Source organism: Metabacillus arenae (assembly GCF_014773385.1).
Classification (GTDB): domain Bacteria; phylum Bacillota; class Bacilli; order Bacillales; family Bacillaceae; genus Metabacillus_D; species Metabacillus_D arenae.
The window spans coordinates 51729-74976 of record NZ_JACXAI010000010.1; the positions used below are offsets into that span (position 1 = coordinate 51729).

Below are 23248 nucleotides of genomic sequence, written 5' to 3' on the forward strand. Positions count from 1 at the left end.
ATACGATTTGCTATGAATCTTAGAAATACCTTTTTTCAACTATAAGTGCATGGTGGTTTTTAGTTTATATAAAAATGGCCGTGGTATTCGCATAATTCACGGCCCAAGGATTGGTAAACATACCCTAGAATTGAAGTACACCATTTGATCAATTATAAAAATTAGGGTTCATTACCTATTTGTAATTTTTTAATAACAAAACACTTTACATACCTTAGTGGGGTATAGTAATATCGTCTTAAGGGGGTGAAGCAATGTCGATGAATTCAGATAATCTAGAGAATATGAATGAAATCGATGAATGCTGCTCATCAGAAAGTGAAAGAAAAAGCCATCATTCAGATAAAGTGAAAAATAATTTAGTAACAAGATTAAATCGAATAGAAGGACAAATTCGAGGTATAAAAGGATTAATTGAAAAAGATACGTATTGTGATGATGTAATCACACAAATCTCTGCTACCCAATCTGCATTAAATAGTGTGGGGCGAATTTTACTCGAAGGTCACATGAAGACTTGTGTTCTTGAGAAAATTCAAGAAGGGGACACAGAAATCTTGGATGAGGTAATGGTAACCATTCAAAAATTAATGAAAAAATAAAAGGAGACTAAAGCTTATGGAAAAAATAACTCTAAACGTTCAAGGTATGTCGTGTGGACATTGTATTAAATCAATTGAAGGCAGCGTAGGGGAATTATCTGGGGTTAATAAAGTCAAAGTAAACCTGGATTCAGGAACTGTTGGAGTGGAATTTAATCCAAATGAAGTTACTCTTGATAAGATCAAGGAAACGATTGACGACCAAGGTTACGATGTTTAGGTAAACTTCAGGTAGAGGACGTGCAGATGGAAGCACGATTTCTTTTACTCATCAAAATACTATACCTAGGTATGGTTATAATAATTTCGAAAAGGTTGGCTAATGCTACCATTAAATTTTCTAAACGTGCTGTTCTTGCAGCACGTTCTAATTTCCGAAAAATATACCCCACTATAGTATGTGGTGGTTAGGGGTGAATCGTGATGAGCGATAAAAAAGAAACAACACTTCAAATAGCTGGCATGACTTGTGCGGCTTGTGCAGTGAGAATAGAAAAAGGTCTCAAAAAAATAGATGGTGTAGAGGACGCAAGCGTAAATTTTGCATTAGAAAAATCAAAAGTCACATTTGACCCATCCAAATCAAATATTAATCAGTTTAAAGAAAAAGTAGAATCGTTAGGATATAAAGTCGTAAGTGAGAAAGCTGAATTTGATATATCTGGGATGACATGCGCAGCTTGTGCTAATAGAATAGAAAAACGTTTAAACAAGTTAAATGGCGTCCAAAACGCAACAGTAAACTTCGCCATAGAATCTGCCCTTGTAGAATATAACCCTGATGAAGTTTCGATCGCAGATATGAAAGAAGCTATCAAAAAATTAGGCTATCAATTAGAACAAAAGCAAGAAGCTAAAGGAGGAAAGATTGATCATAGACAGAAGGAAATTGAAAAGCAAAAAGGAAAATTTATTTTCTCTTCTATCTTATCTATTCCTTTACTTTGGGCGATGGTTAGTCATTTTGAATTTACTTCCTTTATTTGGCTCCCCGAAATGTTTATGAATCCTTGGGTTCAGCTCGCACTTGCGACTCCTGTTCAATTTTTAGTCGGCGGTCAATTTTACGTAGGTGCCTATAAAGCATTAAGGAATAAAAGTGCAAACATGGATGTTTTGGTTGCTCTTGGAACCTCTGCTGCCTTTTTCTACAGTATCTACTTGAGCATTCTATCAATAGGCTCAGATAGCCATATGGTGGAATTATATTTTGAAACAAGTGCTGTGTTAATTACCCTTATTATATTAGGAAAGTTATTTGAAGCAAAAGCAAAGGGACGTTCTTCTGAAGCCATTAAGAAGCTGATGGGCTTACAAGCGAAAACGGCCACTGTGCTTAGAGACGGTCAAGAATTGAATATACCCATTGAAGAAGTAATCACAGGTGATATCGTCTATGTAAAGCCAGGTGAAAAAGTACCTGTAGATGGAGAGATTGTTGAAGGAAGATCTGCTCTAGATGAATCAATGATTACAGGTGAAAGTATCCCTGTTGATAAAACTGTTGGAGATGGAGTCATAGGATCAACCATTAACAAAAACGGGTTTTTGAAGGTGAAGGCAACAAAAGTTGGAAAAGATACGGCCTTAGCGCAAATTATCAAAGTAGTAGAAGAGGCTCAAGGTTCAAAAGCTCCTATTCAGCGCTTAGCCGATGGCATTTCTGGAATTTTTGTCCCGATTGTCGTAGGCATAGCTATTGTGGCATTTCTAGTTTGGTATTTTGCCATTAGTCCAGGAGAATTCACAGTCGCTCTGGAAAAGTTAATTGCCATATTAGTAATTGCATGTCCATGTGCCCTCGGTTTAGCTACTCCTACGTCCATTATGGCTGGAACAGGCCGTGCTGCTGAATATGGAGTTTTGTTCAAGGGCGGAGAGCATCTTGAGACGACTCACCAACTGAATACAGTAATTCTTGATAAAACAGGCACTGTAACAAATGGGAAACCATCCCTTACAGATGTGATTGTTACTAATGGATTTGAAGAAGAGGAATTTTTAAAACTAGTCGGTGCTGCAGAAAGAAATTCTGAACATCCTTTAGCTGAGGCAATTGTGGAGGGGATTAAAGAAAAAGGAATTGAACTTGGAAACTCTGAACACTTTGAAGCAATTCCTGGCTTTGGAGTTAAATCTAAGGTTAAAAATAAAACCTTGCTAATTGGAACGCGCCGACTTATGAAGAAAAATAATATTAATATTGAGAACATACTGCCAAAGGTGGAAAACTTAGAAAAACAAGGAAAGACGGCCATGCTAGTCGCAATTGATCACCAGTTCACCGGTGTGATTGCCGTTGCCGATACGATTAAAGAAACTTCTAAAAAAGCGATTGAAAGATTAAAAAATATGGGGCTTGAGGTTGTGATGATTACAGGTGATAACAAGCAAACGGCTCAAGCAATTGGGAAAGATGTCGGGATCGACCATGTGATAGCAGAAGTTCTTCCAGAAGGTAAAGCGGAAGAGGTTAAAAAGCTTCAGAAAGCAGGAAAGAAAGTAGCGATGGTAGGTGACGGTATTAATGATGCACCAGCGTTAGCTGCTGCTGATATAGGGATGGCTATTGGTACTGGAACAGATGTAGCAATGGAAGCGGCTGATATCACACTAATGCGGGGAGACCTAAATAGCATTGCAGATAGCATCATCATGAGTAAAATGACGATCCGTAATATTAAGCAAAATCTATTTTGGGCATTCGCTTACAATACGTTAGGAGTTCCTGTTGCAGCATTAGGTTTTCTAGCACCATGGCTTGCAGGAGCAGCAATGGCATTTAGTTCAGTATCCGTTGTTTTAAACGCACTCAGATTACAAAGAATGAAGTTAAAGGGATAATCTGTCTATTAGGCTCTTTTCCAAAAAGATTGTTGCTTTCAAAATGGAAGAGTTCTTTCAATAGAAGCAATTGGCAGGTCGTCAATTGCCTCTAATCCGGCCTTTGCCTTCAGAAGGTACAATAAGTCGTAAAAACACTTTTTATGTAAATAGCAATAAAGCTTTCGAAAACAGCCATCTATTAAAAAGAGAGGAGTATTTTATGAAACAAAAGAGAATTTTGACCTGGACAATTTCAGCCATTGTTTACCTGGGGTTAGTCATTGGCGGTTATTCCGTATATGCAAGCGTAGGCAATAACAATCCCGCTGATAATCATTCTCCAACAAAAAACAATCATGAGAAAAAAGAAGCTGGTAATGAACAAGTCCATAGTGATGACCATACTAGCCAAAAAAATAATAAAGAGCATTCTGATCACGGGTCTCATTCAGAAAGCGAAGTTGTTACCAACGTAAAATATGAAAACAGCTTAATAACTATAGATGTTAAGGATCAAAATCAAACTGCACCCGAATTAGAAATCTCACACGAAAAAATCATGCATCTCATTATCGTTAGTGCCGATTTAAAAGAATACTACCACTTGCATCCCGAAGAAAAAGGGAAGGGTATGTATACTCAGAAATTCAATCTCCTTGATAACTCCTATAAGGTGTTTATTGATATTAAACCAAAAAATCTTGCTTATCAGGTTAATCCGGTTGAACTGCATGTGGGTAATGATCATGGGACAGATCAGGACAATTCACTAAAACCTGATACAAACCTAACAAAAACAATCAATGAAAAGACAGTCGAATTAGCAACAACAAAATTAGTGGCAAACGATAATGTAACATTAACCTTTGATACAAAAGGGATTACCCCAGAGCCTTATCTTGAGGCATTGGGCCATGTTGTTATTTTGGATGAAAAGGGTAAAAAATTTGTTCACGTCCATCCTGCATCAGAGGATAAAACAATATTTGAAACAAAATTTGATAAACCTGGGATATACAAAGTATGGGGAGAGTTTAAATTTGATGGCAAAGTAAATAACTATCCATTTGTTATCGAGGTCAAATAATAGGAAGAACTAAGGTGAATTTTATGAACTTAGATGGTGTCAGTAAGCATCTATTAATCTGTAATGGCAAATCATGTGTGAAAAAAGGAGCAGAGGAAGTTACGGACACAATTAGAGGAGAATTAAACAGGTTAGACCTGTATAAGGATATCCTCACAACAAAAACACTTTGTAATGGTCAATGCAAGTATGGTCCCATTGCCGTACTATATCCTCAAGGAACCTGGTATAAAGAAATGAATAAAACAAAAAGTGAAGAGCTTGTTCGTCAATTAAAGGAAAATGACAATGTTATTCTAAACTCTAAACTTTACTACTATGATGGGAAATCATTTAAGAATCATGTGGGAGAAATCCCCTTATAGGAGAAATAGGAAAAGGCGTTTCTGTAATAGTACGCCTTTTCTTCATGTAAATAAATCAGTGAAAGGATTGCTGTTTTTTAAATTAATCACTCTGAAACCAATTAAAAATACCATACTTATTAAAATAATGATGTATAGGACATGTAGCTAGAGTACTACTCCTCATCATTCACTTCTCCATCTCCAACTTCATCTTCACCAGGTGCATCTCCGCAAGCAGTCATTGTTGTAGCAAGAAGAACGGCAAGTAATATAGCAAGAAGCTTTTTCATAATTTTTGGTTCCCTCCTTTCTCTTTATTTGGTATTGTATTTCGTAGAATTCCGTAATGATAGGAAATTATGCAAATGCGACTCCTTAGTAAAAAGAGGCTTAACTTTTGTTTAGGGATTAAGGAAAGATATTTTAAAAGATGTAAAAATATCTCATAACATGATTTACAAAAAGGGCCTGTCAGATGGGAGAAACTCCTTTCTAACAGGCTCTTAGCTTATCTTTTAGTGAAAATTATTTTGATTTTGACCGCCGTTATTCATGGGTGCATAGGAGTTCAGCATTTGCTGCATATCCTGCTGTGCGAGCTGAGGTACTTGATAGTATTGATTTTTATTTTGGTAAATAGATAACTCATAAGCCATCTCTATACAATTCGGAACTGAATCCGCGAGGACTCGACGAACTACTGGGTTCGTCACCTCGAGAGCTGCCATTGTTTTCATGGATGCGTTTGATTTCACTGATCCAAGCATGCAGCTGGAAATACATTCATCTGTAATTTCCGAAACATTTTGTAATGGTTTTTTAGGCTGGGAAGGTGATAACCCATATACAAAGTCATTGTCCTGAGCCATTTTATAGCTTTGTGTCGGGGTGGCAGGGTCTTGGCCGGATTTGAAGCAATCGACAGTAGTGTTATATTCATTTTGCATGAATTGATATTGTCGATCTAATATATCTAATAACTCTTGATCTTTCACATGCTGACGAAGAAGTGTGTATTGATTTAATGTTCCTACTGAGCCAGATAAAACCTCATGAACATCAAAAACCTCATGCCCCCCATGATTCATCTGCTGACTAGCTGGTCTTGTCTGCATGTTTTGTTGTTGATTTTGGTTTTGGTTTTGCATTACATAAACGCCTCCTTGTGAATTTTACTTAGTTATTATTTGCCAAACGACAGGAGTTATTCTTGAAATCAAGAATTGATTAATGAATTTTTGAATGGATTTTAGCTGGATGAAATGAATTGGAGGAGCGGCTTATTAATAGGTGATCGTTTAAATTCAACTAAAACCTATATTTTCGACATATTTCCCGGGAAAAAAGAGGATTCATTTGTAGAGCGTTACATTTTGTTTTCCGATATGATACTATACTAATATAAATCATTCAGAATAATCTAATAAATTGGATCTGCTGTTACAAAGGGGAGTAGCTTTATGGTACTACAATTAGAAAATGTTTCATTAAAAAGAAATGGTTCCTGGATTTTGAAGGGTATTGATTGGTGTATACAAGAAGGAGAGCACTGGGTGCTATTCGGTTTAAATGGTGCAGGGAAAACCGCAATTTTAAAAATGTTGAATGCGTATTATTTCCCTACGAGCGGGAAAGTAACCGTGGTTGGTAAGGAATTTGGGAAGACTCCATTAGGTGAGCACCTTCGCACAAAAATTGGGCTTGTATCTTCTTCTTTACAGCAAAAACTCTATCCATCAGATAGTGCTTATGAAATTGTTTTAAGCGGTGCATTCGCTTCAATTGGACTTTATGAAACACCGACCGATGAAATGAGAGCTAGAGCTGTCTCTTTGCTGGATGAGCTTGGATGTATGGAGTATGCAGACCGAAACTATGAGACGCTTTCACAAGGGGAAAGACAACGGGTCCTCATTGGAAGGGCTCTAATGGCAAAACCTCAATTACTAATATTAGACGAACCGGCAAATGGATTAGATTTTATTGCACGGGAACAGCTGTTGGAGAAGATTGAAAAAATAGCAGAAAGTCCTGAAGGACCAACAATCATCTTTGTCACCCACCATGTTGAAGAAATTCTGCCTCAGTTTAACAAAACGTTATTATTAAAAAAAGGTGAAGCGTTTGCTTCAGGAGACACGCGTGAAATGATTTCTAATGATATGCTTTCTAACTTTTTCGAACTTCCTGTTGATGTTGTTTGGAAAAATGACCGGCCTTTATTAACTAGGAAGAACCTGTCTGTGAAAACTTTATTAACATAGCGGCCAGGGAGTAATCGCGCATAGATCACGGGTTTGCACATAGAGGGGAAGTTTTCGCATAGCCAAGGCAATATCGCGCATAGATCACAGATTCGCGCATAGAGGGGAAGATTTCGCTCATAGAACTAAATAGAACGAGCATAGCCAGTCAGAAATCGCGCATAGATCACGGGTTCGCGCATAGAGGGGAAGATATCGCTCATAGACAGGGTGAAATCGCTCATAGAACTAAGTAGAACGAGCATAGCCAAGGCAATTCGCGCATAGAGGGGAAGATATCGCTCATAGACAGGGTGAAATCGCTCATAGAACTAAGTGGAACGCGCATAGCCAAGGCGATATCGCGCATAGATCACAGGTTCGCGCATAGAGGGAAAGATTTCGCTCATATGCAGGGTGATATCGCTCATAGAACTAAATAGAACGAGCATAGCCAGTCAGAAATCGCGCATAGATCACGGGTTCGCGCATAGAGGGGAAGATTTCGCTCAAAGACAGGGCGATATCGCTCATAGAACTAAGTAGAACGAGCATAGCCAAGGCGATATCGCGCATAGATCACAGATTCGCTCATAGAGGGAAAGATTTCGCTCAAAGACAGGGTGATATCGCTCATAGAACTAAGTAGAACGCGCAAAGCCAAGGCGATATCGCGCATAGATCACGGGTTCGCGCATAGAGGGGAAGATACCGCTCATAGACCGGGTGAAATCGCTCATAGAACTCAGTGGAAAGCGCAAAGCCAGACCGTAATCGCGCAAAAATCAAGGATTCACACATAGAAGGGAAATTTAATTCGTTATATAAGAAATCATTACCTTACCGCTCAAAAAGGACAGACTATTGCAGGGGTGGCGACTAGCCAGATTTTTAAGGCTGCAACTCGTTTTCCCTATTCCTTGCTGCAATGAAATTGGCGAAAAAAGTTTTAGAATAGACGAGAGGATAATAATATGTCTAAGACAGATAACATGCTTTTTATTCTGTGGTTATTGAAAACAAGAAAGCGGCTAACGGCAAAACAAATTGCGGAGACTTTGGAAATTAATATTCGAACAGTCTACAGGTATATAGATGCTTTATGTGTAAGCGGCGTTCCTATTATTTCTGAAGCGGGACACAATGGCGGGTACAGTTTGCTTGACCATTCGATTGAAGTTCCATTGTTTTTTGATTTAGACGAACAAAAAGCTCTTATTCATGCCTCTATTTTTGCAAAAGAGTCAGGTTATCCTTTTGAAGATTCGCTTAATAGCGCGATTGCAAAATTGAAAATGTATACGAACGAAAAGCAGCTGGATGAAATTAATCGTCATTTAACAGGTTTTGATGTTATAAGCACCCCGACTAACCCAAAGTTGAATTCCTATCTCCAAGAAATAGAACAATCAGTGGCGAACGGATTTACACTTGAAATGGAGTACCAGAAAAGAGATAAACAGACCCTTGCCTCTCGGCATATCAACCCATATGGACTTATCCACTGGAAGAGTAAATGGTATGTAATTGCTTTTTGCCATTATCGCCAGGAAATTAGAAGCTTTCGGGTGGATCGTATTGAATCACTAAATCGTACAATTTCGACCTTCGAACCGCCAGTGGATTTTTCATCAAAAGAATTTTTTCTGAAAAACATCCTGCCCGACCAAAACACTCAAGAAAATCTCATTTCTGTCGAAATTAAGGGAAAAGAACAAGCGATCAATGAATTATGTCAGCATTGGTTATTTGCTCATTTGCTAGTGGAACGCACTAATGAGCATGTGATTGTTAAACTTGATGAAAAAGCAATTCGTACGTATGTCCCCTATATCCTTCTTTCATATGGCAAATCAATTCAAATCGTAGAGCCTTTATTTTTAAAAGAAAGAATGATTACGATCCTAACAGAATTACTAAACCATTACGATTAATTTAACTTCACTGACCATTCTTGTCAGTGTAGCTTTGGTATGTTTTAGGAAAAGTGGAGGGAGTGATCGCAATGAATCAAACGAAAACTTGGATGAACAAATGGATAAGACACCGGAGTGTTCTAGAGGAGTTAGTGACACTGATTGAAGATGAACATTTGAACTATAAGCCCTGGCCTGACGCCATGACCTTATCTGAGCTTGTTCTGCATACAGCCCGCTGGAATCATACCTTTGTTTCATTAGTAGCAACTGGAGAGTTTACTGAGCCTGAAGACAAGAATTGCAAGACGGCAGCGGAATTACAGGAGACCGTTCAACGACTTACGAAGGAAACAACGGAAATGTTCAAATCAATTGCGGATGTAAACTTAAAAGAGGAGTTTGAGCTTCCGTTTTCAAATTTTAAAGACAGCGGCGATTCAATTATAACAATTATGTATGACCATGAAATTCACCATAAAGGTCAGTTATTTGTTTATGTTCGTTTAATAGGAATAGAAGAGGTGCCTTTTTTAGTAGATATAAACAAATCTATAGAAAACAAGGAGGCTTATTAATGGAAAATAAAACAATAGAGCTGTTTGACTACAATGTTTGGGGTAACAATCGAACCTTTAACAGGATTAAAGAATTACCTGAATCTATTTATACTCAAGATGTAAAAAGTGTATTTCAGTCCATCTCAGAGGTAATTGAACATATCTATTTAACTGACTTAGTCTGGTATTATACTATGAGTGGAAAAAGTTTTGATGAGACAGTTTCGTTATTAGGCAAACGAAAAGAAGAATTAGTTAATGAGAGATTAGCAGATATGGAAATTGAATATCTCGAACTATCAAAAAGGTATCAAGAGTTATTTGACAGCCGAGAAGATTTAGAGGCACTGTTCACTATTGCCCATCCTAATTTCGGAAGCACCGAAACTTCTATCGCCGAGTTAGTTCAGCATGTTGTTAACCATGGAACCTATCACAGAGGAAATATTACCGCTATGCTGCGGCAATTGGGGCATGCAGGGCCATCAACAGATTTTATATACTTTTTGTTTGAAAAAAAATCTAATCAAGGGAAAGTTTTACGAAACGCAGATTAAAAGCTTTGCAGCTGAAAATGTTTGATAACCAACTGGGTACACCTGCTATTAATCATTTATTTAAGAAATATCTCTTTTTTGCAGATATAGAACCCCCCTCGAATCTTGCTCTCGAAGGGGGATTCTGATAAGCTGGCCTTACTGTTTAATGCTTTCTCATGGTTTCCAAGTGATTGGAGGCTGAGATGGCTGTGGGTCATGCTCCGTTAAGAACTGCTGCAACCCCCCCAAATCATCGGTGTTTATAAAATCTACACCAGCTTTCAAAAGTTCATGCCATATCGCTTCCCGCTGTGGTGAGGGGATGTCAGGAGTAGCCCAAAAGCGGACCTTTTGATTATTAGCATGAGCAGTTGAAACAATCGTATTCAATTTCTCCCGTTCCTCAACCGGCATTTCTCCTTCACCATTCCATGAGAAATGTTTCGTCCAGTTATCACTGATGACAGGCATAAATTCATTTGCAGTGCCTGAACCCAAGTCGCTCATTCGTCCATCATAGGCTGCATAGCGAACAGGCTGATTCTCCATAAGGTCACGCGGACGGTTACCTGATATATAAACCGTTACGGCGCCAGGTTTTACTCCTGCAGGCGTGAATTTTGTAAGCATCCTTTGATACTTGCGGAGCTGTTTATGTATAGCCCGGTAAGTCGCCTCATCCGCCGACTTAATGTCAATCCATAGGATAAAATCATGCTTATAATTTGGATAAACAGATCTGTGATTGTTCTTGACTCTTTCCATCAACGGTTTAAGATATAGAGATTGTAACGTCCGTTCTGATCGAACATCTTCCCTGTCATGAGCGATAAGCAGCTTGCCATCGACAAGCCAAACGTCCGCTTCAACACTAGTAAACCCATGGCTTAAAGCATCCTGTAATGGACGGGAATGCTCATAATCATTATGAGCATGGGCTTTGGCAAGAGGCAAAGCAGACTCCTGATTTGATGTTTTGGATTGTGGCTTGGCAGTCGAAACTTGTGTAAAAGAAGATGCAAATACAGCTAAGACAATAGTGAAAATAAATACCATTTTTTTCAAATCTCTCAACCTCCTATTAGAAAAATTTCACCTCTCATATTAAAGAAAAATCACCAAGTTACAAGGTGAAAACTTAATGTTTTACAAAACTAAACAGAAATTTTACATACCATTAAAAAAGGTTTTTAAAGATTTACATGCCAAAAAAAGGATATTAAAATGACCACAAATAGAGATCCCTTGAAGATTTAGAGAGGTTACTAATGGTTGTCGCGGTTAAAAATTCAATAAAAATAAAGCCGAGCGGAAAAGAGGCAAAGGTTGCTTCGTTTAAATGAATTAAAACAGCCGCTCATAAATGGAAAGGAAGGAATACCTTCTATTCAAATGAGCGGCCAATGCCCGTCGGCGCAATTTTTAACCGACTCCTATTTTTTTAGTTTAAGCTTCCACAGCTTTATGTCATCATAAAAAGCAGTGGTAGTAGCGTATGAAGTAGTATAGGCGATAACTCTAGCGGTGACAACATTTTCTGGTGCCTTTGCTGTGACTGAAACGGTCTGCCATTTGTTATAACCTATCTCTGTATGGACAGGAACAGAGATGATTTCTTTCCCATTTTCATCATAATAGCGAAGCATAAAGCTTGCCAGTCCATCCTTTATAAATAATTTAGATTCAGCTGTCAAGACATCTCCTGCTTTTATATCGATTGCCTGGCTCATAAGGGCAACTGCTTTGTTTCTTGAGCTATCTATCAGCTTAAGGCTTTTTCTACCTTTATAGCGCCGTTCATCATCTGCATCATACTGAACATCTGAATCAGTAGTGAACATAGATGTCCAGCCAGGAATTACTCCATCCTGAATTGGTTTTTCAAAGCTGTGATTTTGAAGAGGTTTTCTTTGTTTTCCTTTTACTTGGTCGACAGTCATTTTGTAAAGAAGGGTCCGATTTGATCCGAGAGAATAATAGATGTCGCCTTCATCATTAATATCATAAGAATAAGCATTCGCTATTCGTTTGCTTTCAAGTGTATCAGAGTCTATAGCAGTTAGATTACCGCTGAAACCAGCATATAATAAACCTTTTGACCATTCAAGCGCTATCGAATGCCATACTCCGAAAGGCAAAGAACCATCAGGGTAGAGCTTTTTACTTTTTACCACTTCCAGTGTTTCTGGATTCAGGGCAAAAATAGCATTTTTTACTGCTCCCCACAATAATCCATCAGGTCCAAATGAGAGTTCCCCAATTGCTTCAGGTTTTTCAATTCCTTCTACAGCAAGGGAAACCTCCTTTATCTTCTTTTCATTTTTGACATCCCATACAAAAATTTTTGCTTCTTGGGCTGTCGGCTCAACACCGAGCCCTCCATTAATTGTCGTAGAACCAAAGACTTTTCCTTCTTTATAGGCTAGACTCATAACACTTTGATCTTCTACGACATTTCGGAACACTTTATGCTTTTGCTCATCGCTGCTAGCAGGATCGTAAACAGTTAAGGCACCTCCAAGCTCTCCATAAAAAGGAATACTCCCAATGAATGCCTTTCCTTCGGCAGATTCAATATCACTAATGCGATTTTGCTCTTCTCCCAGTGTAAAGAGTCGTTTAGGATTAGAAGAGGATGGCTCAAGGGCAGGATCATATTCTCGAATATCTCCTTCCGGATATACTCCCATTAGCATTTTATCGCCAAAAACCCCCATGCTGTCTCCTTGTCCCAGGTTAAAGGATTTCTTAGTCCCTGTTGCAGGATCATAAATAGCACCTTTTCCTGTTTGCATCCCGCTAATGTAGAGTTTTCCACCTGGCCCTTTTTCAATTGCTTGCATGACTGTGGGCGTTCCCTTGACTAAAGAAGGCAATTTGACTACTTTTTTTGTTTCAAGGTTTAAGATGGCAACATATCCGCTGAAATTGATCGTAACAAGACTTTTACCCGGCAATTCAGGGGTGTTGAATTCAACCCAATCTACTCCACGGAAACCGCTCTCATATTGGATGCCTGCGCTTTCAATTTTTAACGTCGTAAGATCAATTAATTTTAATTCGTTATTAGTTGTCATGAAATAGACTTTGTTATTGAGGGATTCTTCTTCAACATGCAATCCCCGAACATTTGGTATGACAATATCTAACCATTCCTGAGTCTGGGTATCATATAAATAACCGTTGCTTGAAAGCTCAAAGCGGGCAAAAAGATAACGATCATCAACACTATTTAAGTCATAAACATGACCAGGTTCGCCAAGCTCTTCAGCTATATCAGACTTTTCCCCTGTTTCGGTGTTGTACTTGATAATCTTTCCATGACCTGTTCCTGAATAAATCGTTTCATTAACGATAGCCAGTGAACGAATATATTCTTGTGAGATTTCTCCTATCATTCTTCCGTAATCGATCACTTCATTAGATTCGGGTTTATATTGAAAGACTTTCCCGCTTGGATAGGTTCCTACATAAACATTCCCTGCAGAATCAGAGGTAATGGAAAATGGAAAGGTCTCCCCAGGAAACGAAGCAACTACTGCCGCTTTTTTTGTAACAGGAGAATATTTCCATAATTTTGCTCCTCCGCCGATTGTGGCAATGTACAAGTCACCATTAGGTAAAACCTCATGAGCCCAAGTATTTTCAGCCCCTTCCAGATCAATGGTTCTAAGCAGTTTATAATCGTTTAAATCCAGCACATTCAGCTTTGCAGGAAAACCCTTAGTCGTCGTATACATGACATGATGTCCATCTTCTTTTCCAACGGCACCATTAAAAATACTGATTGAATCATCAAGGGGTGCTGTTAATTCCTCGGGTTGCCCAAAAACGATTTGCTCTAATTTATTCTTTTTTGCAGCATTAGCCTCTTTAGTAGAAACTAGGATTGATGAGAAAAAAAGGATCATGCTCAAACATAAAACGATCCATTTTTTCATTTAAATCACCCTCCTTGAAATAGAAATCTCCCCTCTTTTTTATTTTTGATTAGCAGAAGTTCGTCTGTAAAACTAAAAAAGGGGAGTGAATAATCAGCAGACTAATAGAGAACAAATGACAGAGCTATCGGTTATATCTATACAAATCAGTCCCTCTTGAAAAATAAATATTTCCATCAAGGTCTTTTGCAAATAGTGAAGCGTTTGTTTCTAAAATTTCGGTTTCCCAAGTTTCAGGATTAAATTTAAATAGTTTTCCAAGAGTTGTTCCGTAAAAATGACCATCTGAATCAAAGCTTAGAAATGCTCCTCTCCAATAATGACCAACGCCATTCCAGGTGAAAGGAAATAGTTCTTTCGTTTGAATGATCTGTCCGGTTCCTGGATCAAATTTAAATATTTTACCCGGACTCATTCCCCATAAATATCCTTCGTCATCAAATGCAAGTGCACCAATAGCTTTTTCTCCAGGTAAAGGGGTAATTTCAAACAGTTTCTTGTTTGATTGCGGATCAAAAGCAAACAACTTAGCTTCTGTTTCTGTTGGTGTTACGCCAAGACCGCCTGAAACGCTTGTGCCACCATATACAATCCCATCTTTATACTGCAAGGATATGACACTTTGGTTTTCAACAATATTACGATGAACCTCATATTGTTCGGTTTGTTCATCAAGGACAGTCAATGCCCCGCCAAGCTTACCGTAATCTGGTACCGTTCCGATAAATACTTTTCCATCTCCTTCTGCAAACCCAAAGGGACGGTCTTGCTCATACTCCTTTAACGAAAAAAGCGCACGGGGATTTGTTGCCTCGGGTATGTTTGTCGGGTCGTGATCATAAGGCTTAGATGGGTCATATTGATACACATAACCTCCAGAATAAACACCAAGGTATAGATACTTTTCAGTAGAAATCATGTTCTCTGCTTGACCAAAGCCTGTGTGTCTAGCAAACTGGTTTTCCTCTGGTGAATAATATGAGAAACCACCAGACAAATAGCCGCTGGTGAAAATGTTTCCATTTGGACCCCTGCGAATTGACTGAATAGGAATCGGCTGTCCTTCAATCTCAGCTTGAATCTCTTTTGATTTACCCGATTTAGGGTTGTAAATCCAATAATAACCGTTATATCGGATACTAACTAAGCTGAGTCCCTTAAAGCCGGGCTCATTCAAACGAATCCAACCCATTCCTTTGTTGCTCCAATTTTCCTTATAGCCTGTAGCAGTAAGCTTTCTAGATTTTAAATTGTAGGAATATAGTTCATTATCTTTATTAAAATAAATAAGGTTTTTAGCTCCTGGAGGGGATACCTTAGCCCCTTTTACCCCTGGGATTTCATCAATCCAGCGTTTTTTCTTAAGATCATAGACTAATAGTGTGCTTGATGGTGTAACTCTAGCGAAAAGAAGGTTTCCTTCAGCATCTAAGTCGAAAACAGTTTGCTGGTTCTGAAATTTTTCAGGAAGCAGAATTTCTCTTTTTTTACCTGTTTTCGGATCAAGTTCTATCAAATGAGCCTTTTGAACTCCAATCCCAACGTACACTTTCTTTTTAAAAATGGTGATACTTCGTGTATATCCCTGATTTTCAACCATTTGACCGTAATCCTTAAACTGGTTTGTTTTTGGATCATACATAAACACTTTTCCATTCGGATAGGTCCCGCCGTAAATACGTCCCTTTTTATCTGTCTGTATATGCCAAAGGGCTGTTTCTGACGAAATCGGCTTACCTAAATTTTCGACTGAGTTGGTTGATGGGGAATACCTGTACAAATTTGTTCCACCGGCAATATAGACGTTTCCATCTGGATCAATTACCATTCCCCATGCAGAAGAAGCGCCATTAAGAGAATGGACCGCAACTTTTTTGCCGCTTACGGGATCAATGATATTTAAGATAGCTGGATCGCCATTTGCTGTTGCATAAATCACTTCCTTTCCGTTAGGGCCTTTTCCATAAGCGCTCGAGAGGATTCCGATGTTATAATGCGGAGTCCCGAGCTTTTCGGTCGATTCTGAAGCGAGTGCTTTTGATTGACCAGATAAAAGACATAAAGAGACAAGCATCAATGTGGACAAAAAACCAAAAAACCAACCTTTCAACTTTACATACCTCCTCAAAAAGTGTAAACACAGAAGTAGTATCTTGGGTCAAATCTGGTTTCTATTTAATCATACATAAAAACGGTCATAAATCAATGGTATTTTCAGAAAATTAAATAAATAATGAAGAAAAGAAAGTTTTACTTTATATCAATAATTGAATGACCAGAAAGGTTATCAAGCTAAAATGGTGCCCAGATTTATAAAAGAATCATAAGTTCAATCTGAAGTTGTGGAGGGTGTTGAAGGTGTTCAATTGTCTCAAAATAAAAAATATATTGACAATTATACCAGCCACGTTTACTCTAAACTAAAGTACCAGTTTTGAACCAGTGGTGAACTGAAAAGATAAAGGGGGGAGATTTTCATTATGCGGGAGAAGAATAAGGGATTGTTTTTTATTAGATTAGAATGTGTAAGTCTTTAAAGTGCTAAAGAGTATAGTTGGAGAACCGCTGTTTGCTGCTAGTCTCACATCTGGCCACAACATTAAAGATATTTATTCTAAGAGTGATGGCATTGTATTTTAACGTATACGAAAACGGTCTTTAAAAGTATAGGAGGTGTATGAATGGGGGAGCCAAATCTATCCTATGAAAAATCTAAATCAAAAATAACTGAAGAAGATCGCAAAGTAAGTCGGTTATCTAAGATAAAGAGGAACTGGAATAAATATGCAATTGTTTACATCTTTTTAGTCCCTATACTTATTCATTTCAGTATTTTTCATCTTTTTCCTATTCTGTTCAGTTTATATATTACATTTACTGATTGGCCAATCATTGGTGATCCTGAATTTGTAGGCTTCAAAAATTGGATCAATTTCTTTTCAGATGAGATGGCATGGAAAGCGATCTGGAATACCATTTTATTTTCTTTGTATTATATTGTTCCCACGATGGCATTGGGTCTTTTTTTAGCTATATTGATAAACAGCGGGAAGAGAGGTACAGGCCTTTTTAAAGGGATTTTTTTCTTACCGGTTGTTACGTCATTTGTTGTTATATCAGGGATTTGGGCTTGGCTTTTTAAAGGAACAGATGACGGCTTTTTAAATGCCTTTATTGGAATGTTTGGAATCCCACCACAACTGTTCCTTTCAAACTCCTCCCAAGCGTTAATTGTGCTGGCAGGGTTAAGCATATTTAAAGTATGCGGAAGCACAATGATTTACTACTATGCTGGTCTTCAGTCTATACCTGAGGAATATTATGAAGCTGCAAGAATTGATGGAGCTGCCAATTGGAAGCTTTTTTGGAAAATAACGTTTCCTTTACTTCTTCCTATCCATTTCTATGTTGGGATTATCACCACAATAGGATCGTTCCAAATCTTTGATTCCGCTTACCTATTAACAAGCGGGGGACCTAATTATTCTACAACTACAATCGTTTATTATCTCTACCAAGAAGGCTTTACGTCATTGAGATTGGGATATGCAAGTGTCCTAGCTTACGTATTATTCTTTATTGTATTTGGGATTTCATTAATACAGAAGAAATATTTCGGCAAAGAAGTAAGTTACAAATAAAGGGGGATAGGAGATGGAAAAAACCACAAGATGGACATATGTCCCATTGCTGATTTTTGGATTGTTATTTCTTACACCGTTTCTAATTATGCTCATTGGTTCTTTCATTCCAATGAAGATTCCGGCAGGTAACCCATTTTTATGGTTTACTCAAGAGGAGTTCTCCTTCGCAAACTTTCTTTATATTTTAGCAAATGCGAAATTTATTAAGTGGATCATAAATTCCTTAATTATCACGATAATTCCAGTTTTTTCGCAAATGTTTTTTGCAGCTGTATTAGGTTATATTTTTGCCAAAAAAGAATTTCCTTTTAAAGAGGTCATTTTCTGGCTGATGATGGCGGTTATTATGCTTCCAAGTCAATTGCTGATTATCCCAAGATATATTATGTTTAGTGAATTTGGCTGGATAAATACGTATATGCCATTAATTATTCCCGAATTGTGGGGGATCCTTGGTGTCTTCTTCGTAAGGCAATATATGCAAACTTTGCCTAAAGATCTTGAAGAGGCTGCTTATATCGACGGTGCCAATGACTTTACTGTGTTTTTCAAGATTATGCTCCCTATGGCAAAGCCTGTAATTGCTACAGTAGGTACCTTCGCTTTCATTGGTAACTGGAATGACTTATTAACTCCTTTAATTTTTACTACAAGTGAGGAGATGTATCCCGTTACTGTTGGATTGGCATCGCTTTTAACAAAGGAAGGGAATTTTGGAGTGGAAATGGCAGGTTCTGTTCTTTCATTTATTCCGACCTTTCTTATCTTCTTGTTCTTTCAACGTTATTTCGTAAAAGGGATTGCCTTATCAGGGTTGAAGTAAAAATGTTAGCTTAGATCTTTTTATCAAGTTTAGTTGATAGCCCCTTCTTTATAAGCGGATCGAAGCTAAACTATCAAAAACCTCCAATATAAATTCTACGACTGAAGGGAGTTGTCCGCAGTGAAAAGTGTAGTGGCCGAGGACGGGAAAATTTGTGTAATTGACCATACAATTCCTACTGTAAAATCAGGGTTTCTGCTTATAAAAACGTTGCATTCTGTCATAAGCCCAGGGACTGAATTATCCATGCTGAGCTCAAGCCAGGGAAAGACGGTTTCGCTCGGCTATAGTGCAGTAGGGAGAATCATAGATTGTGGTGAGGGAACAGACCCTTTTTATAAGGGGGAGCTTGTAGCATGTTATGGGGCCCCTTATGTAAAACATTCAGAATATTTATTAGTACCGAAAACACTTTGCTGTTCTGTCCCGGCAGGTGTGCAACCAAGAGAAGCAGCGCTGGCAGGGCTTGGCGCAATTGCTATCCATGCATTACGTTTAGCGAATCTTCAGTTTGGAGAGTCGGTAGTTGTTGCAGGACTTGGAGTCTTAGGGCAATTAATCGCGCAAATTTCTAATTCTGTTGCTTATCAGGTCATTCCGTATGAAATAAATGAAGGGCGTGCTAATCTTTTTCAATCGATTACAGGATTAAACACATACACATCAATAGAGGATCTTGCTGTAGAGATAAAAGAAAAAACAAATGGTAATGGTGCAGATGCCGTTATGCTTTGTGCGGGTGGAGGGAAGTCTGAGTTAACCAATGAAAGTCTGAAGTGGTTGAGGGATCGGGGAAAGGTTGTAATTGTTGGTGACATTGAGCCGCATTTCAACCGGCAGTTGATGTTTGCTAAAGAGGCGCAAATATTAATTTCCAGGGCAGGCGGTCCCGGCCGATATGACCCTGTTTATGAAAAAAGTGCACAAGATTACCCCTACGGCTTTATTAGATGGACGGAAGGACGAAACATAGAAGAATATTTACGGCTTATTCTTGAAAAGAGAATTAAGGTAAAAAGCTATCTCCAGCATTCTGTTATCTTTCAGGAAATTCATGAAGCATATGAGGAGCTGAAAGAAAAAAATTCAGATGTACTAACAAAAGTAATTGATTACAATCTAATCGAAGAAAAAACTGGTTAGCGTTCGAATAGGAGGATCAAAAGACCCTGAGGTTTAATAATGAATTTACAAGTCTGGATCACATTATAAATTAAAAATGATTTGAAGAAAGGGGATGGAATATATGCTGAAGGTTGCAGTTATTGGACTAGGTTCTATTTCTGACTTTCATATAAAGTCTTATTTGGACCATGCAGAATTAATAGGTATTTGTGATAAGAATGAAACGCGGCTTCAGGAAAAAGGAAAAAAATATGCGGTGAAAAATCTGTACACAGATTACCGCCAGCTGCTTAAAGAGCCTGAAATTGATGCTGTTAGTATTTGCACTTGGAATGAAAGTCATGCAGAGATTTCAATTGCCGCTCTCCAAGCAGGAAAGCATGTCCTGGTAGAAAAACCGCTCTCAAAAACCGTGGAAGAAGCAGAACGAATCAAAGAGGCTGCCGAAAAATCCGGGAAAGTTTTGCAAGTTGGCTTTGTTAGAAGGTATGGAGATAACGCAAAACTTTTGAAATCCTTCATTGATCATGATGAGTTAGGGGAAATTTATTATGCAAAAGCATCATGTATTCGCAGGCTAGGTAATCCTGGCGGATGGTTCGCAGATATTGAACGATCAGGAGGAGGTCCTCTGATTGATATCGGCGTACATATGATTGATATTTGCTGGTATTTAATGGGGAGACCTAAACCGGTAACCGTTAGCGGAAATACTTATAATAAACTTGGTAATCGCTCTCATATACAAAATCTATCATTCTATAAAGCTTCTGATTATGATCCTTCTTTAAATACAGTTGAGGATCTAGCGAATGCTCTCATTCGATTTGAAAACGGCGCTTCTTTATTTGTAGATGTTAGCTTTACACTTCACAGTCAAAAGGATGAAATAGCTGTCAAGCTATACGGTGAAAAAGGAGGCGCGGAAATCGAGCCGGGGCTTGCCATTATTGGTGAGAAACACAACACTATTTTAAATATAACACCGCAAATTGATCATTTAGGCTTTGAATTTGAAAAGGCTTTTTCAAATGAGATCCATCATTTCCTTAAAAGCTGTGCTGGGGAAACAAAGACATTAAGCCCTGTTGAAGATGGAGTTGAAATGATGAGAATGCTCAGAGCTGTTTATGAATCAGCGGCGATTGGTAGAGAGATTCGCTTATGAAATGATTGTTTGGTCTGAAAATCTAGCAAGATAGGTAGAGTGAAGATTCGAGATATGTATATGTCCAAGCTGATATTAGTTGCTTATTTACATCACTTTATTATCCCGTATAAGTCCCGCTAATGTTTCACTTTATTTTTCTTTCCTTAAGGTTTTTCTAATCGCCATTCAACAATGTCAGTCGGTGAATCGCCGGTTGCTTCTAGTTTTAAATCTGCCCTCTACCTCTCGAAGTGAAGACTTTCGTTTCAGCAGCATCAAAATTGACAAAAAAAGTCTACCAGAATGACAAACAAGCATTCTTGGGATAAAGGAGTGTCCAAATTGAAAACAATCGAAGAACTTGAATTAAAAATGGCTCAGCCTTCTGATTCACTTGTTAAAGATATGGAAACGATTGATGGAGATATACTTATTTTAGGTGTTGGCGGGAAGATGGGACCATCACTGGCTAAACTTGCGAAAAACGCTGTTACTAAGGCAGGCATATCAAAAAAAGTAATCGGAGTATCGAGGTTTTCAAATCAACATCTTAGAGAGGAACTTGAAGGGGAAGGGATTGAAACGATTTCGGCAGATTTGTTAAATGATGAAGAGTTAAAGAAGCTGCCTCAGGTTAAGAATATGATTTATATGGCGGGAAACAAGTTTGGAACGACAGGAAATGAACATTTCACATGGGCGATGAATGCTTATTTGCCTGGAAGGGTAGCAGAGCACTTTAAAACCTCAAGAATTGTTTCATTTTCTACTGGAAACGTTTATCCCCTTAATCATGTTCTTTTAGGCGGGACTTCTGAGGAAAGTTTGACAGGTCCAATCGGGGAATATGCGCAATCATGTCTGGGAAGAGAACGTGTTTTCACCTATTTTTCTCATAAATATAAGATACCGATGGTTCACTTCAGACTAAACTATGCAATTGATTTGCGTTACGGTGTCTTGCTTGAAGTGGCCAAATCTGTAAAAGAAGAGAGACCTGTCGATCTTCGGATGGGCCATGCAAATGTTATTTGGCAGGGAGATGCGAATGAAATGGCGATTCGTTCCTTGCTTGTATGTCAAACACCGCCGGAAATTATCAATGTAACGGGACCGGAAACAGTCTCAATCCGTTGGCTGGCGGAACGATTCGGGGAGTTGATGGATAAAAAGCCATTATTTGAAAATGAGGAAAATTCTACTGCCCTCCTAAGTAATGCCTCGAAGTCCCATAAATTGTTTGGTTACCCAAATGTATCACTTAGGGAGATGGTGGAGTGGACGGCTGAATGGGTATTATCTGACGGTTTGACAATTAATAAGCCAACTCATTTTCAAGAAAGACAGGGGGCATTTTAGTTGATAGATTCTGTAAAAAGACTGCTGCATAAAGGAACAGTCATTCCTGCCCACCCGTTAGCGCTTACTGCAGAAAGAAAGCTGGATGTAGAACGTCAGCGCGCGTTAACAAAGTACTATATCGCATCAGGTGCTGGAGGAATTGCGGTAGGGGTTCATACAACACAATTTGAAATTAGAGATTCTTCCATTAACCTATTTGAGCCGGTTCTTCGTTTAGCAGCAGAGGAAACGAAGAAACTCCTGCGTCCATTTATTAAAGTGGCCGGAATTTGCGGGCACCAGAGGCAAGCGCTTGAAGAGGCACGATTGGCAAAAGATCTTGGTTATGATCTTGGTTTGGTTAGCAATGGCGGGCTGTCAGGTTACTCAGAAGAAGAACTGCTTGAACGTACCAGACAAATTAGTGAGATTATTCCCGTTTTTGGCTTTTACCTTCAGCCCTCTGTCGGAGGCAGGTCGTTAAGTTATCATTTTTGGAAGGAGTTTGCTGAAATTCCTGGTGTAATGGCAATCAAGCTCGCTCCTTTTAACAGATACCAAACACTCGATGTTGTAAGAGCGGTTTGTCATTCAAGCAGAAGTAATGAAATTGCCCTTTATACTGGAAACGATGACAACATTATCGCCGATTTATTAACAACCTATCAAATACCTGTTGACGGAAAAATGATCGAAAAGAAAATTGTTGGCGGGCTGCTAGGGCATTGGGCAGTGTGGACAAAAAAAGCAGTTGAGTATTTTAATAGAGTGAAGGAAATTCAGGATAAAGAGGAAGTCCCAAAGGAACTGCTTACATTAGGTATAGAAATAACGGATGCCAATGCAGCCTTCTTTGACGCTTCCCATCAATTTAAAGGCTGCATCGCTGGAATTAATGAGGTTCTAAGAAGACAAGGTTTGTTAAGTGGAAACTGGTGCCTAGATCCTGAAGAAAAAGTAAGTCCTGGACAAATGGAAGAGATTACACGTGTTTATGAAGACTATCCACACTTACATGATGATGAATTTGTAAGGAAGCACATTCAAGACTGGCTTTCTGACAGTAAACAAATGTCCACATAGGAGAATGACCATGACTATTCA

The 23248-nt window shown here is 38.5% G+C and carries 19 protein-coding genes; 15 read left to right on the top strand and 4 right to left on the bottom strand.

Annotated features, from left to right (window positions below):
- Nucleotides 1-260 precede the first annotated feature (260 nt).
- The 5 genes from IC621_RS09545 to IC621_RS09565 all read left to right on the top strand — a co-directional run bounded on the left by IC621_RS09545 (nucleotide 261) and on the right by IC621_RS09565 (nucleotide 4880).
- The gene (locus IC621_RS09545) at nucleotides 261-602 is read left to right on the top strand and encodes a metal-sensitive transcriptional regulator (RefSeq protein WP_396653000.1); all 342 of its coding nucleotides are present in this window, start codon (nucleotides 261-263) and stop codon (nucleotides 600-602) included.
- A gap of 16 nt (nucleotides 603-618) precedes the next feature.
- Nucleotides 619-822 carry a copper chaperone CopZ gene (copZ, locus tag IC621_RS09550; protein WP_191158068.1) on the top strand — a complete coding sequence of 68 codons (204 nt, stop codon included), beginning with the start codon at nucleotides 619-621 and terminating at the stop codon, nucleotides 820-822.
- Nucleotides 823-1025: 203 nt separating this feature from the next.
- Nucleotides 1026-3446, top strand: a complete 2421-nt coding sequence (locus IC621_RS09555; protein ID WP_191158069.1) for a heavy metal translocating P-type ATPase — start codon at nucleotides 1026-1028, stop codon at nucleotides 3444-3446.
- A gap of 202 nt (nucleotides 3447-3648) precedes the next feature.
- Nucleotides 3649-4515 carry a hypothetical protein gene (locus IC621_RS09560; protein ID WP_191158070.1) on the top strand — a complete coding sequence of 289 codons (867 nt, stop codon included), beginning with the start codon at nucleotides 3649-3651 and terminating at the stop codon, nucleotides 4513-4515.
- Between the two features lie 23 nt (nucleotides 4516-4538).
- Entirely contained in the window at nucleotides 4539-4880 is a 342-nt protein-coding gene (locus tag IC621_RS09565) for a (2Fe-2S) ferredoxin domain-containing protein (RefSeq protein WP_191158163.1), read from the top strand.
- Nucleotides 4881-5377: 497 nt separating this feature from the next.
- Here IC621_RS09565 and IC621_RS09570 read toward each other — a convergent pair whose 3' ends face one another.
- Nucleotides 5378-6010 carry a spore coat protein gene (locus tag IC621_RS09570; RefSeq protein ID WP_191158071.1) on the bottom strand — a complete coding sequence of 211 codons (633 nt, stop codon included), beginning with the start codon at nucleotides 6008-6010 and terminating at the stop codon, nucleotides 5378-5380.
- Nucleotides 6011-6322: 312 nt separating this feature from the next.
- Here IC621_RS09570 and IC621_RS09575 point away from each other — a divergent pair, with 312 nt between their 5' ends.
- The 4 genes from IC621_RS09575 to IC621_RS09590 all read left to right on the top strand — a co-directional run bounded on the left by IC621_RS09575 (nucleotide 6323) and on the right by IC621_RS09590 (nucleotide 10138).
- Nucleotides 6323-7126: an ABC transporter ATP-binding protein gene (locus IC621_RS09575; protein WP_191158072.1), complete on the top strand. Its 804-nt coding sequence runs from the start codon at nucleotides 6323-6325 to the stop codon at nucleotides 7124-7126.
- 953 nt (nucleotides 7127-8079) lie between these two features.
- Entirely contained in the window at nucleotides 8080-9039 is a 960-nt protein-coding gene (locus tag IC621_RS09580; RefSeq protein ID WP_191158073.1) for a helix-turn-helix transcriptional regulator, read from the top strand.
- A 71-nt stretch (nucleotides 9040-9110) separates the two neighbouring features.
- A complete protein-coding gene (locus IC621_RS09585; protein WP_191158074.1) occupies nucleotides 9111-9599 on the top strand; it encodes a DinB family protein in 489 nt (162 codons plus the stop codon).
- Nucleotides 9599-10138: a DinB family protein gene (locus IC621_RS09590; protein ID WP_191158075.1), complete on the top strand. Its 540-nt coding sequence runs from the start codon at nucleotides 9599-9601 to the stop codon at nucleotides 10136-10138. The genes IC621_RS09585 and IC621_RS09590 overlap by 1 nt, the downstream gene beginning before the upstream one ends.
- A gap of 156 nt (nucleotides 10139-10294) precedes the next feature.
- On the opposite strand, the gene IC621_RS09595 is transcribed toward IC621_RS09590, so the two are convergent.
- The 3 genes from IC621_RS09595 to IC621_RS09605 form a co-directional block, all read right to left on the bottom strand.
- Nucleotides 10295-11176 (bottom strand): phosphatidylinositol-specific phospholipase C/glycerophosphodiester phosphodiesterase family protein, encoded by an 882-nt coding sequence (locus IC621_RS09595; RefSeq protein WP_191158164.1) that lies wholly within the window; start codon nucleotides 11174-11176, stop codon nucleotides 10295-10297.
- A gap of 377 nt (nucleotides 11177-11553) precedes the next feature.
- Nucleotides 11554-14061, bottom strand: a complete 2508-nt coding sequence (locus IC621_RS09600) for a hypothetical protein (protein ID WP_191158076.1) — start codon at nucleotides 14059-14061, stop codon at nucleotides 11554-11556.
- Between the two features lie 124 nt (nucleotides 14062-14185).
- A complete protein-coding gene (locus tag IC621_RS09605; RefSeq protein WP_191158077.1) occupies nucleotides 14186-16171 on the bottom strand; it encodes a WD40 repeat domain-containing protein in 1986 nt (661 codons plus the stop codon).
- Nucleotides 16172-16742: 571 nt separating this feature from the next.
- Here IC621_RS09605 and IC621_RS09610 point away from each other — a divergent pair.
- The 6 genes from IC621_RS09610 to IC621_RS09635 all read left to right on the top strand — a co-directional run bounded on the left by IC621_RS09610 (nucleotide 16743) and on the right by IC621_RS09635 (nucleotide 23227).
- Nucleotides 16743-17702: a carbohydrate ABC transporter permease gene (locus tag IC621_RS09610; RefSeq protein WP_191158078.1), complete on the top strand. Its 960-nt coding sequence runs from the start codon at nucleotides 16743-16745 to the stop codon at nucleotides 17700-17702.
- A 13-nt stretch (nucleotides 17703-17715) separates the two neighbouring features.
- Complete coding sequence (locus IC621_RS09615) at nucleotides 17716-18528, top strand: carbohydrate ABC transporter permease (RefSeq protein ID WP_191158079.1); 813 nt, start codon at nucleotides 17716-17718, stop codon at nucleotides 18526-18528.
- 120 nt (nucleotides 18529-18648) lie between these two features.
- Nucleotides 18649-19671 (top strand): zinc-dependent alcohol dehydrogenase, encoded by a 1023-nt coding sequence (locus tag IC621_RS09620; protein WP_191158080.1) that lies wholly within the window; start codon nucleotides 18649-18651, stop codon nucleotides 19669-19671.
- A gap of 103 nt (nucleotides 19672-19774) precedes the next feature.
- Nucleotides 19775-20821 carry a Gfo/Idh/MocA family protein gene (locus tag IC621_RS09625; RefSeq protein WP_191158081.1) on the top strand — a complete coding sequence of 349 codons (1047 nt, stop codon included), beginning with the start codon at nucleotides 19775-19777 and terminating at the stop codon, nucleotides 20819-20821.
- 324 nt (nucleotides 20822-21145) lie between these two features.
- Nucleotides 21146-22162, top strand: a complete 1017-nt coding sequence (locus tag IC621_RS09630; protein WP_191158082.1) for an NAD-dependent epimerase/dehydratase family protein — start codon at nucleotides 21146-21148, stop codon at nucleotides 22160-22162.
- Nucleotides 22163-23227: a dihydrodipicolinate synthase family protein gene (locus tag IC621_RS09635; RefSeq protein WP_191158083.1), complete on the top strand. Its 1065-nt coding sequence runs from the start codon at nucleotides 22163-22165 to the stop codon at nucleotides 23225-23227.
- The last annotated feature ends 21 nt before the right edge of the window (nucleotides 23228-23248 follow it).

Coding starts and splice junctions, on each gene's coding strand:
- IC621_RS09570 (WP_191158071.1), bottom strand. CDS start 6,010: ATGCAAAACCAAAACCAAAATCAACAACAAAACATGCAGACAAGACCA.
- IC621_RS09580 (WP_191158073.1), top strand. CDS start 8,080: ATGTCTAAGACAGATAACATGCTTTTTATTCTGTGGTTATTGAAAACA.
- IC621_RS09545 (WP_396653000.1), top strand. CDS start 261: ATGAATTCAGATAATCTAGAGAATATGAATGAAATCGATGAATGCTGC.
- IC621_RS09610 (WP_191158078.1), top strand. CDS start 16,743: ATGGGGGAGCCAAATCTATCCTATGAAAAATCTAAATCAAAAATAACT.
- copZ (WP_191158068.1), top strand. CDS start 619: ATGGAAAAAATAACTCTAAACGTTCAAGGTATGTCGTGTGGACATTGT.
- IC621_RS09600 (WP_191158076.1), bottom strand. CDS start 14,061: ATGAAAAAATGGATCGTTTTATGTTTGAGCATGATCCTTTTTTTCTCA.
- IC621_RS09575 (WP_191158072.1), top strand. CDS start 6,323: ATGGTACTACAATTAGAAAATGTTTCATTAAAAAGAAATGGTTCCTGG.
- IC621_RS09625 (WP_191158081.1), top strand. CDS start 19,775: ATGCTGAAGGTTGCAGTTATTGGACTAGGTTCTATTTCTGACTTTCAT.
- IC621_RS09595 (WP_191158164.1), bottom strand. CDS start 11,176: ATGGTATTTATTTTCACTATTGTCTTAGCTGTATTTGCATCTTCTTTT.
- IC621_RS09585 (WP_191158074.1), top strand. CDS start 9,111: ATGAATCAAACGAAAACTTGGATGAACAAATGGATAAGACACCGGAGT.
- IC621_RS09560 (WP_191158070.1), top strand. CDS start 3,649: ATGAAACAAAAGAGAATTTTGACCTGGACAATTTCAGCCATTGTTTAC.
- IC621_RS09615 (WP_191158079.1), top strand. CDS start 17,716: ATGGAAAAAACCACAAGATGGACATATGTCCCATTGCTGATTTTTGGA.
- IC621_RS09555 (WP_191158069.1), top strand. CDS start 1,026: ATGAGCGATAAAAAAGAAACAACACTTCAAATAGCTGGCATGACTTGT.
- IC621_RS09590 (WP_191158075.1), top strand. CDS start 9,599: ATGGAAAATAAAACAATAGAGCTGTTTGACTACAATGTTTGGGGTAAC.
- IC621_RS09565 (WP_191158163.1), top strand. CDS start 4,539: ATGAACTTAGATGGTGTCAGTAAGCATCTATTAATCTGTAATGGCAAA.